Source organism: Sphingobium sp., from assembly GCF_048594625.1.
In the GTDB taxonomy this organism is placed as follows: domain Bacteria; phylum Pseudomonadota; class Alphaproteobacteria; order Sphingomonadales; family Sphingomonadaceae; genus Sphingobium.
Genome location: NZ_JBMDWL010000091.1, coordinates 18,841 through 37,261 on the forward strand (window position 1 = coordinate 18,841; position 18,421 = coordinate 37,261).

Sequence of the window (18,421 nt, forward strand, 5' to 3'; positions counted from 1 at the left end):
ATCAGCCTTCCGCTTCAGTCAGTTCCAGACGCGGGAACAGCGGCCTGGGCGCTCCCAGCGTAAAGCCGGATGCGCGCAGATCGGCATAGAAGCCGCTGCCGATCACATCATAGCCGCGCCCTTTCCCATCGACGCCCATCTGGTTGAGCAGGGCGGCTGCGCTGGCGGGGATGACGGGCTGGATCATGATGGCAAGGCTGGCGATCGCTTCGTAAAGCGTCGCCAGAACCGCCTCCATGCGCGCCGGATCGGTCTTGCGCAGCGTCCATGGCGCCTGTGCATCGATATAGGCGTTGCAGGCGAACACGGCGCGCATCCACGCCTCTATCGCGACAGACGGCGCCAGCTCGCTCATGGCCTTCTGGAATGTCTGGCTGGCGTCCGCGATGCTTTTCAGCAGTTCGCTGTCGACATCCTGCGGCGCCGGTTCAGGCAGGCGCCCTTCCAGATTTTTGGCGATGAAGCTCAGGGTCCGCTGCGCCAGATTGCCGAAGCTGTTGGCCAGATCGCTGTTGGATCGGGCGACGATCGCTTCCGCGCTATAGCTGCCGTCATTGCCGAACGTGACTTCGGACAACAGGAAATAGCGCAACTGGTCCACGCCGAAGCGATCGGCCAGTTCCATCGGATCGGCGACATTGCCGACCGACTTCGACATCTTCTCTCCCCGGTTCAGCAGGAAGCCGTGACCGAAAACCTGTTTGGGCAGAGGCAGTTTGGCGCTCATCAGGAAGGCCGGCCAGTAAACCGTGTGAAAACGCACAATATCCTTGCCGATGATATGCGTGATGTCGCCGCCCTCTGCCCAATATCGGGCCATGCGTTCGGCATCGTCGGGATAGCCGCAGCCGGTCAGATAATTGGTCAGTGCATCGACCCACACATACATGACATGGCCGTCGCTGCCCGGAACCTTCACCCCCCAGTCGAAGCTGGTGCGCGATACGCTGAGGTCCGACAGGCCGCCTTGGACAAAGCGCATGATTTCGTTCCGACGGCTGTCGGGCTGGATGAAATCGGGCTGGCTTTCGTACAGCGCCAGCAACCGGTCCTGATAGGCCGACAGGCGGAAGAACCAGCTTTCCTCCACCGTCCATTCGACCGGCGTACCCTGCGGAGACAGTTTGACGCCCCCTTCCCCGTCGACGATCTCCTTTTCGTCATAAAAGGCTTCGTCGCGGACCGAATACCAGCCCTCGTAACGGCCAAGATACAGGTCGCCATTGGCCTCCATCGCCTGCCAGATCGCCTGGCTGGCGGCATGATGATCGGCTTCGCTGGTACGAATGAAACGATCATGGCTGATGTTCAGCCTGTCGTTCATCTGCTTGAAATAGCCTGCCATTTCGTCGGCCAGTTCGCGCGGTTCGATGCCCCGGTTGCGGGCCGTCTGCGCCATTTTAAGGCCATGTTCGTCCGTGCCGGTCTGAAAGAAGACGTCGCGCCCCATCATTCGCTGGAACCGCGCAACCGCGTCGGTGGCGATCACTTCATAGGCATGGCCGATATGGGGGCGGCCGTTGGGATAGGATATGGCGGTGGTGATGGTGAATGGCTTCGACATGGCGCCATCCCTAGCGGCAGTTGTTGACGCCGCAAAGTCGCTTTTCAACCCGGCGGCGCCAAAGCCGCCACATGTCCCGCCAGTTCGAAAACGACCGCAGCAGGATCGAGCGAGAGGATCACGGCTCCGCCCGCCAGATGCCTGGCCTTTTCCCAATGATCGAGCGCAACGCCCAGCGCCCTTCCCTGCCGCGACCGCGCCGATTGCGCGATATAGGCGGGTGCACGTTCCAGAAAGGCTTCGTATCGCGGCTTGGCGGATTTCAGGGAAAGCGCCTTCGCCAGCGCCAACCTGACATGATTGCCGGGGTCGCCCTGCGCCGCCAGACTGGCCAGCGCCTGTTCGATGTCCGAAAGGTTCAGCCCCGCATAACGCAGCGCCTGCCCCGGCGATCCGTCCCCTGCCCGCACCAGCGCATCGATTTCCTGCGGCGACAGGCCGTCATCGGTCGCTTTCAGCACGGCGCGCATCGACGCAGCATCCAGCGGATCGAAACGCAGCGTGCGGCATCGCGACCGGATGGTCGGCAACAATCGGCCCGGCGCATGGCTGACCAATAGGAACAGCATGTCGGCGGGCGGTTCCTCCAGCGTCTTGAGCAACGCATTGGCCGCGCCGCGTTCCAGATCGTCGGCGGCATCGATCACCACGACGCGGCGCGACGACAGCGACGGGGCGGACTGGATCAGGCGTTGCAATCCGCGCACCTGATCGACGCTGATGTTGCGGGCCGTGCCCGTTTCTTTCTCCAGCGGCGCCAGTTCGGCATAGTCAGGATGCGCGGCGGCTTCGATCAGCCGCCGTATCGGGTGGTTTTCCGGCACGAACAGTCCGTCTTCCTCGACAGGCGGCCCCGCAGCGTCGGCCAGCAGGCGCAGCGCCAGCGCGCGGGCGAAGCTGCCCTTGCCGATCCCCCTGGGGCCAGCCAATATCCAGCCATGATGCATCCGCCCGCCACGCGCCGCCTGCGTCAGCAGGCGCGCCTGCGCATCATGCCCCAGCAATGTCGTCATGGCAGCAGGTCTTCGATCGCTTCCAGCAGGCGCACGGTCACGACCTCGGCCGCGCCGGACGCATCGATCGCGCGAACCCTGTCTCCTTCTTCGCGCGCGAAGCGGGAAAAAGCCTCGGCCACCGCTTGGTGAAAATCGGACGCCCGCCCGCCGATCCGGTCGCTGCTGTCGCCATCGCGCGCTCTGGCCCGGCCGCTCGCTTCCTCTTCGGGCAAGGTCAGCAACAAGGTCCGATCCGGCAGGAAGCCGACGCTGCCGATCCGATGCAGAGCCAAAATATCGTCATCGGTCAATTCGCCCTGCCCCTGATAGGCGCGGCTCGAATCGAGAAAGCGGTCGGACAATATCCACGCGCCGCGATCAAGCGCCGGGCGAATGGTCTTTTCGATATGATCCGCCCGTGCCGCCGCGAACAACAATGCCTCTGCCCGCGCGTTCCAGCGGTCGGCGCCGCCGGTCAGCAACAGCGCGCGGATCGCTTCCGCGCCTTCGCTGCCGCCCGGTTCCCGGGTTTCCACGACTTCCAGTCCGCGAGTGCGCAAAGCCGCGGCCAGCGCGCGCAATTGCGTCGATTTGCCCGCGCCCTCGCCGCCTTCCAGCGATATGAAACGCCCTATGCTCAAGCGAAGAGAGACTTCATGCCGTTCCACAGGCGACCGAAAAAGCCCGCTTCCGTGACTTCTTCCCCCGCAACCAGAGGCATGATCTGTGGCGGGGTGTCGGGCGTCTGGACGATCAGCTGGGCGATCTGTTGCCCCTTGGCGATCGGCGCCTTGATCGGTCCGGTATACACAACCTTAACCTGCACATTGGCCGACGCCGTGCGCGGCAGGGTGACCGCCAAATTCTGCGGAGCGACCAGCGATACGCTCGTCGCACTGCCCAACTGCACGGCCGCCGTTTCCACGGTCTGCCCCTTCTTGAACAGCGGCTGCGCCTTCCACGCCTTGAAACCCCAATCCATGAACCGCACGGATTCGGTGATGCGTCCGGTGAAGCTGGTCAGACCCGCGACGACCATCACCAGACGACGGCCATCCTGTTCCGCCGATCCGGTGAAGCCAAAACCGGCTTCCTGCGTGTGGCCGGTTTTCAGGCCATCGGCACCCGCAATCTTGCCCAGGATCGGGTTGCGATTGCCCTGCTCGATGTCCGATCCGCCCATGGTCTTGCCCCAGGTGAAGGACCGCGTGGCATAGAATTTCTTGTAAAGATCGGGCGTTTCCTCAACCGTCGCCTGCGCCAGTGTGGCAAGGTCCGCAGCGGTCACATAGGTCACGCCTTCATCGGGCCAGCCATTGCTGGTGCCGAAATGACTGTTCTTCAGGCCCAGCCGCTTGGCTTCTTCATTCATCAACGCGACGAAGGCCTGTTCCGTCCCGGCGATCCCTTCGGCCAGCACGACGCATGCGTCATTGCCCGACAGGGTGACGATGCCATGCAGCAGATTTTCGACCGACACCTGTTCGCCGACCGACAGGAACATGGTCGATCCCGCCGCCGGGCCATGCCATTGCTTCCAGGTTTCCGGACGAACGGTGAATTTCGTGTCTAGCTTCAACTCGCCCTTCTGGATCAGGCGGAAGGCGACATGCGCCGTCATCATCTTGGCCATGGACGCGGGCGGCATGCGGGTTTCGCCGCCTTTGTCGTACAGCACCGCACCCGACGACAGATCCTTCATATAAGCAATCGGCGCTTCGCTGGTATAGGGCGGCGCGGCCGCGATCAGCGGTTGGGCCAGCAGCCCGGCGGCAAGGAGGACTGCAATGCTTTTCTTCATCGGGAAACTGCCTTCGACTTGAATGGAATCGCTGTTGGAACGCGATGTCTATCGCGCGTCATTAGCCATGATGCGGGCATTCTCAAACCCCTTGGCTGTGGCGATGCGCAACCCCGCCTGCGCCGCCTGCTGCGTTGCATAGGGGCCAAGACGCACGCGCCAGTAACCGCCACCCTGTTCGGTCCGCGCACCAAGCTGCCTTGCCAGAGCCTCCGCACGAGACTGCGAGGAGAAGGCGCCGACCTGAACCACATAGCCGCCCGAACGCTGTGCCAGTTGTACCGGCGCGGCAGCAACCTTGGGCGGCGAGACAGGCTTTGATGGCGGACGCGCGGCACGAACGGGCGCGCCCTGATCGAAATCAGCGCCCGGCCGGGGCGGCGTCGCTGGCCGACTGGCAATGGCGACGGGTTTGCCCTTTCCATTTGCGGGTGCTGCCGGAACCGCGACTGCCACGCTACGTACCGGCGGCACCTTGCTCCGCAGCACCTTCAGCAGGGGCGCAGGCGTTTCGAGCCGCTCCGCAGCCCGCCCCTGCGTGCGAAGCACCGCGCGCTCCTGCTCCGGCGGATTGACGCGGCGCACGCGCACCGGCACCACGGCCTCTCCGCTCAGGCCAAGCTGCGCCAGCGCGCCCGGCGACAGAGCGATCAGCTGGTCGTTGCGCATCGGACCGCGATCATTGACGCGCACCAGAATCGTCCGCCCGCTGTCCAGCGCCGTCACTTCGACATAGCATGGTACGGGCAGGGTCTTGTGCGCGGCAACAATGGCGGCGGGGTTGAATGCTTCACCATTGACGGTGACGCCGTTTTCGCTGCCGCCCGCGCTTGCCCCGGCATAGCCGACCTCGTCATAAGACAGCGGATCGGCGGGGGTGTAGGTGACGCCTGCCACGGCGTAGGGGGCGCCCAAGGGCATCGGGCTGTCGGTCACCGCAATTGCTGGCGTCGCGACCTTTTCGGGTCGGGCGGCAAAGGCGGCGTTGCCGATCAGCGCCACCATGGCGGCGGCCATTCCCAGCCCCTTATTGTTTAACGGCATCCGCCAGCAACCCCACCGACAAGGCATAGAAATTGGAACAGTTATAATCCAGGATCGCGCGGTAATTGCTGGTCAGCAGATAGGCCGTCTTGCCCGGACCATCCGGCTCCAGCAGCGTCGCCATCACGCCATCGGCCGGCCAGATGCCGCCATTGGGAAACAGGCCCAGCTTGCGCCATTCCGCCACCGACAACCAGCGGCTATGCCGGTTGAACACGCGCGGGCAGCGGGCGGGGTCGGTCTTGGCAACGACGGCAGCCCGATTGAAGCTGGCCGGAACGCTGACCGCAACGCCCCACGGTTGTCCCTTGCGCCATCCCGACTGCACGAAATAATTGGCGATCGATGCAAGTGCATCGGCTTCGCTGGTCCAGATGTCTGCTTTGCCGTCGCCATCGCCATCTTTCGCGATGCGCAGGTAAACGGACGGCAGAAACTGCGGATATCCCGTCGCGCCAGCCCAGCTGCCGACCAGTTGGCTGCGTGGCACGCCATTGTCCAGCATTTTGAGCGTCGCCAGCAATTCCGGTTCGAACAGCGTCCTCCGCCGCCCTTCCCACGACAGGGTCGCCAATGACCGGATCAGGTCGAAATCACCCGTATAGGAACCATAATTGGTTTCATGGCCATAAATGGCGACCATGATTTCTTCCGGCACGCCCGTTTCCGCTTCTATCCGAGCGAGGCGACCACGATTGGCCTGATAGGCTGTCCGCCCACGACTGATCCGTGCGGCATCGACATGTTGCCGCCGATAGGGTTCGAAATTGGGAATGGGCGAAAAGGCGCCCCCGCCCGGCTGACTCTGATCCAGCTGGATAACGCGCGGATTGGGCGTCAGGGTCGGGTACACGCTGTTCAGCGTCGCGTCGCTGATCCCCATCGCCCGCGCCTTGGGCCGCAGGCTTTCCAGATACGTCTGAAAATCGCCGCTATCCTGCGCCTGCGCGGCTCCTATCGCAACGCTGCTGCTGGTGACGGCTGTCAGACCGAGCAGCACGGCCAGAACGGATGAACGCAAAGAATCTCCCATAACCCGATTGTTGCACAGCCAGAGCGGCAGGTGAATCCCTTATTACCAATCTTGGTCGGTTAAGGCGATGAACCGAGGCCATTTGCGTTTTCCTCTTGGCAACGCAACTTTCCACGTTAGGAAGCGAGCCAACGGAAGTGTGGCCGAGTGGTTTAAGGCAGCGGTCTTGAAAACCGCCGTGGGTTTACGCTCACCGTGGGTTCGAATCCCACCGCTTCCGCCACATCACGCCTGATCATGCATAATGGCCAACGCCGACATCCCGCACGATGACGGGATTATGGTCCCCCCTATGGACTTTCGATTCCGCAATGATGGCCAACGGATCGACGGGGCGGCTGAACAACAGGCCGCAGCGGTCGGGGCCTTCCCAGATGACGGTTCCGCACACTTCCAGCCCTTGCGCGATCAGTGTCACCCATTCGCCGATCGGTGGCATCCATATGCCGGTCAGCAAGGCGCCATAAACGGAAATATTGCGAATGGTTACGGACTGACTGACGCCGTCCCAGCTCAGGATTGCCTCAATCTCGGCCGAATATCGGTTCTCCCGGCGGCGTTCGACGCGCGCCTGATAGGACATGCTATCCATAACCATCTCTCCCGGTTGCCCCCCGGAGAATGCGCTAAAGTCCGCCCCTATCGTTGAATAAGCCCTAAACCCGTTGGTTAATGGGCTGTAGACAGGAAAAAGGGGCGGTATCGGCCGCCCGTTTCTTTCACATCCTTATGCCAGAGCACCATGGCAATGTTTGTATTTCTGGCCCGATCCGCAGGGACAGGGGGCGTTACGGCTGATGTCCAGATTGGCGAACTCACCCGCGGGTGCATTACCGACCGGTGCGCGCGGAATGGTGGTGGTCACCCCGCCAAAGCTGCTGGCATCGATGTCTGCGCTGTCATCTTCGCCCGAAAACGGATCGATATGCGTGGTGATGAAGTCCGGCAGGACCGGCAGACCATAATCCTCCATCGGCGGCTGTTCCATGCGGAACTGCACGCGGGCGATCGATCCGGTTACGTCCTCACGAATATTTTCCAGCATCCGCTCGAACAGGGCGAAGGCTTCCTGCTTATATTCGTTGATCGGCGTCTTTTGCGCATAGGCGCGCAGATGCACGACCTGACGCAACGCGTCGAGCGTGGAGAGATGTTCCTTCCAGTGATGATCCAGGCTCTGGAGCAGGATGGATTTTTCGATCATGTGCCAGTCGGCAATGTCGATTTCCCCGACCTTTTCCGCCACCGCCGCGTCGGCCATCGCCGACAGGCGCTCTTCAATCATTTCCGGATCGACGGCATCTTCGGCCAGCCACGCATCGAAATCAGGTTCCAGACCCAGAATTTCGGCGGTCCGGGCCTTCAGCCGTTCCATGTCCCACTGTTCGGGATAGGTGCCGGGCGGGCACGATGCGCCGACCAGATCGTTCACCGTTTCATGGCGCATGTCGATCACCACATCATCGACGGTTTCGCTGTCCATGATGTCGCTGCGCTGTTCGTAGATGACCTTGCGTTGATCGTTCATCACGTCGTCATATTCGACGACCTGCTTGCGAATGTCGTAATTGCGCGCTTCGACCTTGCGCTGCGCGGTTTCGATCGCCTTGCTCAGCCATTTCGAAGGCGGCAGGGCCTCGCCATCTTCCAGATTGGAGCGGATCATCTTGGCGAACATCGTGTCCGGGCCGAAAATGCGCATCAGATCGTCGTCAAGGCTGAGGTAGAAGCGCGACAGGCCGGGGTCGCCCTGACGCCCCGAACGGCCGCGCAACTGATTGTCGATACGGCGGCTTTCATGCCGTTCGGTCGCCAGCACGAACAGACCACCGGCGGCCAGCACTTCCTGCTTCTCGACCTCGATTTCCGCCTCGATCCGCGCGATGGCCGCTTCGCGATCGGCGCCTTCCGGCATGTCGCGCAGTTCGTCCTCGACCCGCATTTCCAGGTTGCCGCCCAGTTTGATGTCGGTGCCGCGGCCCGCCATGTTGGTGGCGATGGTCACCGCGCCCTTGCGGCCGGCCTGTGCCACGATATGCGCTTCGCTTTCGTGGAAACGGGCGTTCAGAACGGCATGCTTCACGCCTTCCTGATTGAGGAATTCAGACAGCATTTCCGACTTTTCGATCGACACCGTGCCGACCAGCACGGGCTGGCCCTTTTCCGCATGTTCCTTGATCGTACGGGCAATGCCGCGGAACTTGTCCTCGATATTCTTGTAGAAGCTGTCTTCTTCGTCGATCCGCTGCACCGGCCGGTTGGTCGGGATGGTGACGACGTTCATCTTGTAGATTTCGAAAAATTCGGTCGCTTCGGTTGCGGCCGTACCCGTCATGCCGCCCAGCTTAGGGTACATGCGGAAATAATTCTGGAAGGTGATCGACGCCAGCGTCTGGTTTTCCGGCTCGATCTGGACGCCTTCCTTGGCCTCCACCGCCTGATGCAGGCCATCGGACCAGCGACGCCCATCCATCATGCGGCCGGTGAATTCGTCGATGATAACGACCTTGCCGTCCTTGACGATATAATCGATGTCGCGGCGGAACATGACGTTCGCGCGCAGCGACTGGTTCACATGGTGGACGACGGCCGTATTTTCGAAGTCGTACAGGTTCGCGCCCTGAAGCAGCCCTGCGGTTTCCAGCAGGCGTTCGATCTTTTCCGTCCCGTCTTCGGTCAGGGTGACGGTGCGCTGCTTTTCGTCCTTTTCATAATCCGCTTCGGTCACCTGCTTCACGATCGCGTCGACCGCGACATACAGTTCCGACTTGTCGTCGGTCGGGCCGGAAATGATGAGCGGCGTGCGCGCTTCGTCGATCAGGATCGAATCCACCTCGTCGACGATCGCGTAATTGAATGGCCGCTGGACCATCGACGCGCGGTCATATTTCATATTGTCGCGCAGATAGTCGAAGCCGAGTTCGTTGTTCGTCGCATAGGTGATGTCGGCGGCATAGGCTTCGCGCCGCTGATCTTCGCTGATGTTGGGCACGATGACGCCGGTGGTAAGGCCCAGGAAACGATAGACCTGACCCATCCATTCGCAGTCGCGGCTGGCAAGGTAATCGTTCACCGTAACGACGTGAACGCCCTTCCCCTCCAGCGCGTTGAGGTAGGTCGCCAGTGTCGCGACCAGCGTCTTGCCTTCACCCGTGCGCATTTCGGCGATTTCGCCGCGATGCAGGACGATGCCGCCCACCATCTGCACATCGAAATGACGCATGCCCAGCACGCGGACGGCGGCTTCGCGCACCGTGGCAAAGGCTTCGGGCAGCAGATCGTTCAGCGTTTCGCCATTGGCCAACCGCTCGCGGAACCGGACGGTCTGACCGACCAGTTCTTCATCGCTCATCGCCTGGATCGCGCCTTCGAAGGAAGCGATCTGGTCGACGATCTTGCCCAGCGACTTCACATAACGTTCGTTGGACGATCCGAAGATGGACTTGGCGAGTGCGCCGAACATGAGCTCTCCCTGAGCGAAAAAACGGACGCCAAAGACATGGACGTCGGACAGAATAATGTGCGGCAAATAGGCATCGGTCGGGCGAACGTCAATTCGGCGTTCGTTTGCGATGCCGGTAAATCGGCTTTTGATCGTTCAGCCTGCGCTTTTACGTGCTCCTGCTTCCTCAAGAACATGCGCCCAGCGCTCCGCCACATGCTGGCGACCATAATGGCGGTCGAGATGTTCGCGCGCCTGCGTCAGGCGCGGCTGTTCGGCGTCCCAGCGGAAGGCATAGCGCGCCAGCCCCTCCTCCCAATCGTCCAGAGCGATGAAGGGGCGCAACTCCTCATAGGATGCAATTGAATCCGCGATGACGCCCAAGCCCGCCATGATGGCGGTCGCGGGGCGATTGATCGATTTTCCGGCGGTATAGTCATTTCGGGATACGGGGATGATCGCGGCCCGATGCATTTTCAGCGCAGCAGGAAAGGCGATCAGCGACCAGGGCATATAGAAACTGGGAATGTCCCAGCCTTTGGACGCCTCACGATAAACCGCGGGCTTGTTGTTGATGATGGTGAGGGTCACCGGATGCCGGGCGGCAAAGGCTTTCAGCCGCGCTACCGCATCGTCCAGTTGCCCTACGCCTGAAATGCCCGTCATATTATTGCCGAACCAGACCAGGTGCAGCGCATCGGAGTGATCGTCCAGAAAATCGCGCAGTCGGCGCAGTCGGCGGCGCTCCAGAAATGACGGCCGCATGTCGCCCAGCGCGGACACATCCTCCAGCATGTCCGGCACCACCCGGATACGATCGGCAATATCGGGCGCCGATGCCGCCAGCAGATCGCCCATGACGGCCGTTGGTACGGTGACGATGTCCGCCTGCGTCAACAGCATGTTGGTCCGCCGGGCATGCTTTGCCGAACCCTTGACCCGATTATTGGCGAAACGATTGTCGCAAATGTCGAAGATGAGGCCGCATCCGGATTTCCGGACTGCCCGGATCGCCTTTTCCGCGCCGCGCCCGAACGCCTTGGATATGACAACCGCGTCAAGGCCCTGAGGCCCACGCACCTTGGGATAAAGGCGCACCTTCACGCCCAGATCGCGCATCGCCGCCATCGGCTCCAACAACCGCAGCCGAATGCTCGCTTTCCTGCGGGAATAACGTTTGGCGTAAAAGGCGAAGCGCCCCTTGCCGGTATAAGTCATGATGGCATCGACCCTATGTTTTCCTCTTCATGGCCATTGCGCCATGGTCAAGGCAAGCGATCAATCGGGCATGCGCCATGAAACCCGGCCATTATAGATGTCGGGAACCGGCATTCCCGTTGCCGCGCGGGCTGGCCGGAACCGGGCGTTGCGGGTCAGCATCCTGCACGTGGCTTCATCCAGTACGGCATGCCCCGACGACTGGGTGACATCGCATCGCACCACCCGCCCCGCCGAATCGATCGACAGCCGAAACCCAGTGGTGCCTTCCCACCCGTTGCGCGTGGCTTCGGCGGGATAATCGAGGTCGGAAAACCAGCCGCCCGGACTGGACGCAGGAGCCGCCCGGTCCGCCGCGGCGGCAACCGTCCCGCCATTGCCGGGTCGAAGCGGCGGAGCGGACGCACCGCTATCTATCCGCCGGGCAGGCGGTGAAACGGGAATATCCACGGCATATTGCCGTTGCCAGAGGTGAACGGCGACCGCCACTATGGCGGCCGCGCCAAGGGCGATGATGCATTCGCGAATGCGCTGACTGACCATGAAAATCTCTATGGCAGGATTGCGGGCCATATCCATCGCCTTTGTTCCCGCATCGGATTGACGGACCGGGTGATTTGCCCCATCCCGCCGCCATGACCGAACGCTCGCCTCTCGCCCCATCCACCTTCCCCACCCTGCCCGCCATCGACGGCGTGACGCTGCGCACCGCCCGTGCGGGGTATAAGGCATGGACGCGATGCGACCTCACCTATGTGGAGCTGGACGCTGGCACCACCGTTGCTGGCGTGACGACGCAGAGCAAATGCCCCTCACCCGAAGTCGAATGGTGTCGCGACGCCATCCCGCTGGGATCGGCGCGGGCGCTGGTCGTCAATGCGGGCAATGCGAACGCTTTCACCGGGCATCGCGGCCGCGCCGCCGTGGAAGCGATCGCGGCAAAGGTCGCCAACCACCTGTCGTGCCAGCCATCCGACATCTTCGTGTCCTCAACCGGGGTGATTGGCGTGCCGCTGCCCATCGACAAGGCGGAAGCGGGTCTGGAAGCCGCCTTCGCCGCGAGGCCCTGCGGCTGGGAAGATGCCGCGACGACCATCGGCACGACCGATACCTATCCCAAGGGCGCGCATGCGTCCGCCATGATCGGCGATACTCGGATCGAACTGGTCGGAATCATCAAGGGTTCCGGCATGATTGCGCCGGACATGGCCACGATGCTCGGCTATATCTTTACCGATGCCGCGATCGACGCGACGCTGTTGCAACAGATGCTGTCCGCCGCCAATCGCAAGAGCTTTTCGTGCATCACGGTGGATAGCGATACGTCCACCAGCGATACGGTTCTGGCCTTCGCGACTGGCAAGGCGGGTAATGCTCCGCTCACATCCATGGATGACGCTGGCGCCGATGCTTTTCACGCGGCGCTCAGCGGCCTGTGTCGTCAGCTGGCCCATCTGGTGGTGCGCGATGGCGAAGGCGCAACAAAGTTCATCGACATCAGCGTGGAGGGCGCCGAAAGCGACGCCAGCGCCCATCGCATCGCCCTGTCCATCGCCAATTCCCCGCTGGTGAAAACCGCCATAGCGGGCGAAGACGCCAATTGGGGCCGCGTCGTCATGGCTGTAGGCAAGGCAGGCGAACCGGCGGAGCGCGACAAGCTGTCGATCCGTTTCGGCGCGACGCAGGTCGCGACCGGCGGCCTGGCGGTCGAAGGATATGACGAAGCGCCCGTGGCCGCCCATCTGAAAGGGCAGGACATCGTGATCGGCGTCGACCTTGGCCTTGGCGAAGGTCGGGCACAGGTTTGGACCTGTGACCTTACCCACGGCTATATCTCGATCAACGCCGACTATCGCAGCTAAAGGAGGGTCAGCGATGCTGGAACTGCACGATCCTGTCGTCGCCCTGATGCGCGAAGTCGGACGCGACATCGTCATGCCCCGGTTCCAGAACCTGTCCAGCGACGAGATCAACGAAAAGGCCGCCGACGATTTCGTTACCATCGCCGACAAGGAAAGCGAAATCCGTCTGGCCGAAGGGCTGGCCGCAATCCTGCCCGAAGCGGGCATCATCGGCGAAGAGACCTGCGCGGCCGATCCCGCCATATTGGACCGGGCGGGCGAAGGCCTCAACTGGATCATAGACCCGATCGATGGCACCGGCAATTTCGCGTCGGGCAAGGCACCCTTCGGCATCATGGTCGCGCTGGCGGACAATGGCGTCACGCTGGCGGGCTGGATACTCGATCCGCTGACCGGCCGCCTGTGCCATGCGCTGCTGGGCGGCGGCAGTCATGTGGACGGGCAACAGGTGCAGGCACGCGAAAGCGACGGCGCCCTGCCCATCGCGGCCATTTCCACCATCTTCATGGACCCGGCGGAACGGGCCGCGATGGAACGGCGGTCGCTGGCCAGCTTCACATTGGTGGACATTCCCCGATGCGCTGCCGAACAATATCCCCGGCTGGTGCTGGGACAGAATGACGTATCGATTTTCGCCCGCGTTCTGCCATGGGACCATGCTGCCGGAACGCTGTTTGTGAACGAAGCGGGCGGTTGTTGCCAGCGGTTCGACGGCAGCCCCTATCGCGTGGGCGACCTCAGCCGTGGTCTGATGGGGGCGTCTTCACCCCGCCTGTGGGACTGGGCCGCCGCGACATTATTTGAATAAGGAAGTTTCCATGTTGACCATCTGGGGCCGCCTCAACTCGCATAATGTGAAGAAGGTCGTCTGGTTCGCCGATGAAATTGGCCTGCCCTATGTTCGCCATGACGTTGGCGGACAATTTGGCATGGATGCGGATTATCTCGCCAAAAATCCCAACGCTCTGATCCCCACGATAGAGGATGAGGACGTCACCCTGTGGGAATCCAACGCGATCCTGCGCTATCTGGCGGCCCGTCATGCGCCGCATCTGTGGCCTGACGATCCGGTGATGCGGGCGAAGGGCGACAAGTGGATGGACTGGCAATTCAGCTTCGCCGATGCGCAGCGCAATGCCTTCATCCAGTTGGTCCGTTACGCCCCCGAACAGCGAAATGGACAGGTGATTGCGCAATCAGCCGCCGCTTCGGGGAAGGCGATGCAGATACTGGACCGCGTTCTGGCGACCCAGTCCTGGCTGTCAGGTGCCTCTTTCGGTGTCGCGGATGTGCCGATGGGCGTCTATGCCCATACATTCTTCACACTCGACATGGATCGGCCGGATGTCCCGCATGCGCGCACATGGTATGACCGGCTGCGCGAACGGCCAAGCTATGCCCGGTCGGTGATGATCCCGCTGACATAGATTGCAGGTATTCCGAAATTATCCGGAACATAGGACGGTTCGCAAAATGCGCCATCCAAAAATACAGTCAGAGCATGATCCGATGCAATCCAGCCGGATCATGCTCCAAGTCCGCTTAGTCCGATTACAGGACGCTTTCGATCCAGCCCTTGAGCGCGCTCTTGGGCGCCGCGCCGACCTTGGTCGCGGCGGCTTCGCCGTTCTTGAAAAGGATCATCGTCGGGATGCCACGCACGCCATATTGGCCCGGCGCGTCAGGATTTTCGTCGATGTTGACCTTCGCAATGACCAGCTTGTCGGCCAGTTCGTCGGAAATTTCCTCCAGAGCCGGGCCGATCATCTTGCACGGTCCGCACCATTCGGCCCAGAAATCGACAAGCACGGGCTTATCCGAATTGATGACGTCGTCCTTGAAACTGCTGTCGGTAACTGCCTTGGTGGCCATGGGTATCTCCTTTACGTGTCGCCTATCTAGGATGTGCGCGCATCCGTCTCAACGGGTCAGATCGGCAAATATTGCTGCGCAGGGGCAAAGCCCGGCTTGTGCGTCGCCAGCACCGCAGGCGGCAGGGTGATGAGCCGCGGCGCGCTGGTATAGAGCAATCCCGCCTCTATCGTCCGGTCGGGAAAGATCACGGCCAGCGCCGCCGCATAGGCCGCCATTTGCCGGATATGCGCGGTCGGCACATCGGCCAGCGTCAGCGGAGCCATGCGCCCGGTCTTGAAATCCACCAGCTGAATGCGGTCCGCACCGATGCACAGCCGATCGACGGTTCCTGAAATCACCATTTCGCCCACCACCGCCGCGATGGGCGCTTCGGCCAGAGCGTCGGGCGCGAACAATGCCGAAAAATCGGGGGCGTCGATGACGCCCAGCGCCTGTTCGATGATGTCATGACGCCGCGCTGGATCGCCGACGCCTTGTTGCGCCAGCCATCGATCCGCCGCGTCCCGCCGCCGGTCGGCGGGCAAATCGGGCAGGCGTTCGAACAGGGCATGGAGCCACCGCCCCCGCTCCGCCGCGGCCTGCATCGCCGGGGTGGGCGGCGGATAAGGCACATCATCCTCGACCGGTGCCGATGGCGCGAGCGGCCGCGGCGGCCGCGCTTCGACCGGGGCAGGCGCGCGAAGCCATGCAGGCTGCGCCACCGTTGCCGCCTCGGTGCTGCTTTCCGGCTCCGCCACTTTGGGCGGCAGGATTTCCGTCCCCCGCCAATGACGGGCGGCACCCCATATCGGATCGGCTTCCCATTCTGCGCCAAGGGAGATCATCGCCGCTTCGACCGCCGCATACCAGCTTTCGGGCTTTACTTCGCCCTTGGCCCTTGGCCCCAGAGATCCCGCGACGATCAGCTTTTCCTCCGCGCGGGTCAGCGCGACATAGAGCAGGCGCCAATGCTCTTCCCGCTCGACCTGCGCCGCCGCTTCCGCCACCGCCCCGATCGGTCCCTGCCGCTCCGGTTTTCGCGGCGGCAGGATGGGCAGCCCGTTCCACATCAGCAAATCCGCCCGATTGCCTGCATCGGGGTCCAGACAGGCATCAGCCAATATCACGATCGGCGCCTGAAGCCCCTTCGCGCCATGCACGGTCAGCAGGCGCAGCATGTCCCCCTGCGCGGCGGCATCGCGGACGATCTCCACTTCACCCCGGTCGAACCAGTCGATAAACCGCTGGAGCGATGGATGATCGTCATTCTCGAAATCCAGCGCCGCGTTCAACAGTTCCTCAATGGGGTCCGCCGCCTCCGCACCCAGACGTTCCACCAGCTTCCGCCGCCCGTCCATCGGCCCGGACAGCATCGCCTCCAGATAGCGATAGGGCGTGGTCAGGTCCGCCACGGCCAGCAGATCGCGCAGCGGCTGCAACAGCGCGTCGTCCAGCGTCCGGCTCAGATGCCGCCACAAACCGCCCTTGCGCCCGATCAGGCGGGCCATCAACTCTTCCTGCGTCCATCCGATCAGCGGCGACACCAGCAGCGACGCGAGGTTAAGTTCATCTTCCGGCTGCACGGCAAATCGCAACGCAGCCAGCAGATCGCGCACCGCCAGCGGCGCGTTCAGCCGCAACCGGTCGATCCCGGCGACGGCCACCTGTTCTTCGTACAGACGCGCGACGATCAGCCGCGCCAGTTCGCTGCGACGACGCACCAATATCATGATGTCGCCCGCCCGAACCGGTCGCCCCTGACTTTCCAGCATCAACCCGTCGTCGATCCACGCCTTGATCTGGCGCGCAATTCTGGTCGCCAGTTGCCGTTCCTGATCGGCGGCCCAGTCTTCCTCGCCCTCCGCATCGTCCGACAGGCCGGCGATGACCGGCTTCCACAACTGCACTTCGCCCGGATGGCGATTGGCGCTGATGTGGCGAACCTCTTCGCCCCCCATGCCCAGCCGATCGGCGCGCAGGGTCGCGATGGTCCGGTCCACCACATCGAGCACGGCGGGCGTCGATCGGAAACTCTGGTCCAGCGACAGGTTGAAGAAATCATGCCCGGCATTGTCGGCGTCGCGTTCGAACAGCAGTTGCGCGGCCCTGAAATTCTGCGGACTTGTACCCTGAAAGCCGAAGATCGCCTGTTTGAAATCGCCGACGGTAAAGATGGTGCGGACCTTCTGCCGCTCTTCCCATTCCACCGCGAAAAATTCTTCGGCCAATGTGCGCACGATCCGCCATTGCGCGGCATTGGTGTCCTGCGCCTCGTCCACCAGAATATGGTCGATCCGCTGGTCCAGCTTATAGCGGATCCATTCGGCGATGCCTGGTTGTTCCAGCAGCGACGCGGTGCGGGTGATCAGGTCGTCGAAATCGACTGCCCCCGCCAGTCGCTTGCCTTGCGCATAATCGCGGGCATAGGCGCGCCCTGCGTACAGGGCCTGCGCCAGCAACGCTGCGTAATCGGCGCGCATCTTCGTCGCGATCAGTTCGCCGCACCGGTCGTACAGCCGCGCCGCCATGTTGATATATCCGTCGCTGGGCGGCACCCAACCTTTGGCATCGATCAGGTCGCCGTCCGCCTTCGCCCACGCGCGGTGCAATTCGGTCAGGTTCGCCGCGCGTCCGACCGGGTCCAGCGCACGCCAGGCGGCGATGCGATCGCATCGTTCCAGGCCGCGCCCCTTGCCCCATTCGACATTGGCGCGCACGATCCCGTCCAGCGTTCGCATGTCGAATATTTCATCCGAACATTGATCCGCAAGCCATTGATCAATATCGCCATCCGGCATTTCCATCTGCTCTGCGATCCATGGCGCGATGGCTTCGGGCAATGCATCGAGCACATCGCCCCTGGTCGCGCAGCGCAGCAGGAACTGCTCCGCGCCGCCTTCCCCCAAACGCAGGCTCAGCGCCTGAAGCGCATCCATCAGCGCCCCGTCGCCCTGATCATGCGCGCGCACCACCATGTCGGCCAGCGTCTGTCGAGCGAGCGCGGATTGTTCCCGCTGGTCCAGCGGCCGGAAACCGGGCGTCAGTTCCGCTTCCAGTGGGAAAGCGGCCAGCAGTTGCTGGCAGAAACCATGGATCGTCTGGATGCGCAGGCCCCCGCCTGTGGATTCCAGCACTTCGGCGAACAGGCGTCGGGCCTGATCCTGCTGATCCGGCCCGTAATCCTCTCCCAGCGCCATCAGGTCGCGCGCCAGCGCCGCGCCTTCCATCTGCACCCACGCCGCCAATCGATCATGGATGCGGTCGGCCATTTCGGCCGCGCCCGCCTTGGTAAAAGTCAGGCACAGGATATTTTCCGGGCGCACTCCCTGAAGCAACAGGCGAAACACGCGCGCGGTCAACACATGGGTCTTGCCGGTCCCGGCCGAAGCGGACAGCCAAACATGCGCGTCGGGCGCGGCCGCCCGCGCCTGATCGCCCAACAGCTTCTGAAGTGCGCGCGTCTTAGCCATCGTCCCGCCCATACCATTCCTCCAGCCGCATCAGCTGGTCATAATCGCCATAATTGGCGACTTCGGGATTGACCTCCGCCCGGAACGGCGCCGATCCCAACAGATAATCGCGCGCCAGTTCGGCGAACTGGTCATAGG

General features: G+C 62.6%; 15 protein-coding genes and 1 tRNA gene. 4 read left to right on the forward strand and 12 right to left on the reverse strand.

Annotated features, from left to right (window positions below; translation table 11 throughout):
• Position 1: 1 nt before the first annotated feature.
• Genes metG through ACOJSJ_RS11210 form a run of 6 tightly spaced genes read right to left on the reverse strand, consistent with a single transcriptional unit; the run spans position 2 to position 6,425 of the window.
• The gene (gene metG / locus ACOJSJ_RS11185; RefSeq protein WP_420145058.1) at positions 2-1,564 is read right to left on the reverse strand and encodes a methionine--tRNA ligase; all 1,563 of its coding nucleotides are present in this window, start codon (positions 1,562-1,564) and stop codon (positions 2-4) included.
• 44 nt (positions 1,565-1,608) lie between these two features.
• On the reverse strand, positions 1,609-2,577 hold the full coding sequence (locus ACOJSJ_RS11190; RefSeq protein ID WP_420145059.1) for an AAA family ATPase: 969 nt from the start codon (positions 2,575-2,577) through the stop codon (positions 1,609-1,611).
• Positions 2,574-3,200 carry a dTMP kinase gene (gene tmk, locus ACOJSJ_RS11195; protein ID WP_420145060.1) on the reverse strand — a complete coding sequence of 209 codons (627 nt, stop codon included), beginning with the start codon at positions 3,198-3,200 and terminating at the stop codon, positions 2,574-2,576. Before tmk ends, ACOJSJ_RS11190 begins: the two co-directional genes overlap by 4 nt.
• Positions 3,197-4,360 (reverse strand): D-alanyl-D-alanine carboxypeptidase family protein, encoded by a 1,164-nt coding sequence (locus ACOJSJ_RS11200; protein WP_420145061.1) that lies wholly within the window; start codon positions 4,358-4,360, stop codon positions 3,197-3,199. Before ACOJSJ_RS11200 ends, tmk begins: the two co-directional genes overlap by 4 nt.
• A gap of 48 nt (positions 4,361-4,408) precedes the next feature.
• Complete coding sequence (locus ACOJSJ_RS11205) at positions 4,409-5,377, reverse strand: RlpA-like double-psi beta-barrel domain-containing protein (RefSeq protein ID WP_420145062.1); 969 nt, start codon at positions 5,375-5,377, stop codon at positions 4,409-4,411.
• Positions 5,378-5,387: 10 nt separating this feature from the next.
• The gene (locus ACOJSJ_RS11210) at positions 5,388-6,425 is read right to left on the reverse strand and encodes a lytic murein transglycosylase (protein ID WP_420145063.1); all 1,038 of its coding nucleotides are present in this window, start codon (positions 6,423-6,425) and stop codon (positions 5,388-5,390) included.
• Between the two features lie 145 nt (positions 6,426-6,570).
• On the opposite strand from ACOJSJ_RS11210, the gene ACOJSJ_RS11215 reads away from it, so the two are divergent.
• Positions 6,571-6,660: transfer RNA gene (locus ACOJSJ_RS11215), tRNA-Ser, on the forward strand.
• A 12-nt stretch (positions 6,661-6,672) separates the two neighbouring features.
• Here ACOJSJ_RS11215 and ACOJSJ_RS11220 read toward each other — a convergent pair.
• The 4 genes from ACOJSJ_RS11220 to ACOJSJ_RS11235 form a co-directional block, all read right to left on the reverse strand.
• On the reverse strand, positions 6,673-7,029 hold the full coding sequence (locus ACOJSJ_RS11220) for a PilZ domain-containing protein (RefSeq protein ID WP_420145064.1): 357 nt from the start codon (positions 7,027-7,029) through the stop codon (positions 6,673-6,675).
• A 135-nt stretch (positions 7,030-7,164) separates the two neighbouring features.
• Positions 7,165-9,900, reverse strand: a complete 2,736-nt coding sequence (gene secA, locus ACOJSJ_RS11225) for a preprotein translocase subunit SecA (RefSeq protein WP_420145065.1) — start codon at positions 9,898-9,900, stop codon at positions 7,165-7,167.
• Between the two features lie 135 nt (positions 9,901-10,035).
• Complete coding sequence (locus tag ACOJSJ_RS11230) at positions 10,036-11,097, reverse strand: hypothetical protein (RefSeq protein WP_420145066.1); 1,062 nt, start codon at positions 11,095-11,097, stop codon at positions 10,036-10,038.
• A 60-nt stretch (positions 11,098-11,157) separates the two neighbouring features.
• The gene (locus tag ACOJSJ_RS11235) at positions 11,158-11,670 is read right to left on the reverse strand and encodes an energy transducer TonB (RefSeq protein WP_420145067.1); all 513 of its coding nucleotides are present in this window, start codon (positions 11,668-11,670) and stop codon (positions 11,158-11,160) included.
• A 62-nt stretch (positions 11,671-11,732) separates the two neighbouring features.
• Here ACOJSJ_RS11235 and argJ point away from each other — a divergent pair, with 62 nt between their 5' ends.
• From argJ to ACOJSJ_RS11250, 3 genes are read left to right on the forward strand one after another with little or no spacing between them, the layout of a single operon-like run.
• The gene (argJ, locus tag ACOJSJ_RS11240; protein ID WP_420145068.1) at positions 11,733-12,959 is read left to right on the forward strand and encodes a bifunctional glutamate N-acetyltransferase/amino-acid acetyltransferase ArgJ; all 1,227 of its coding nucleotides are present in this window, start codon (positions 11,733-11,735) and stop codon (positions 12,957-12,959) included.
• Between the two features lie 13 nt (positions 12,960-12,972).
• Entirely contained in the window at positions 12,973-13,767 is a 795-nt protein-coding gene (locus ACOJSJ_RS11245) for an inositol monophosphatase family protein (protein ID WP_420145069.1), read from the forward strand.
• Positions 13,768-13,777: 10 nt separating this feature from the next.
• A complete protein-coding gene (locus ACOJSJ_RS11250) occupies positions 13,778-14,386 on the forward strand; it encodes a glutathione S-transferase family protein (RefSeq protein WP_420145070.1) in 609 nt (202 codons plus the stop codon).
• Positions 14,387-14,510: 124 nt separating this feature from the next.
• On the opposite strand, the gene trxA is transcribed toward ACOJSJ_RS11250, so the two are convergent.
• Positions 14,511-14,831, reverse strand: a complete 321-nt coding sequence (gene trxA, locus ACOJSJ_RS11255) for a thioredoxin TrxA (protein WP_420145071.1) — start codon at positions 14,829-14,831, stop codon at positions 14,511-14,513.
• A 56-nt stretch (positions 14,832-14,887) separates the two neighbouring features.
• A complete protein-coding gene (gene addA / locus ACOJSJ_RS11260; protein WP_420145072.1) occupies positions 14,888-18,295 on the reverse strand; it encodes a double-strand break repair helicase AddA in 3,408 nt (1,135 codons plus the stop codon).
• Positions 18,296-18,421 lie beyond the last annotated feature (126 nt).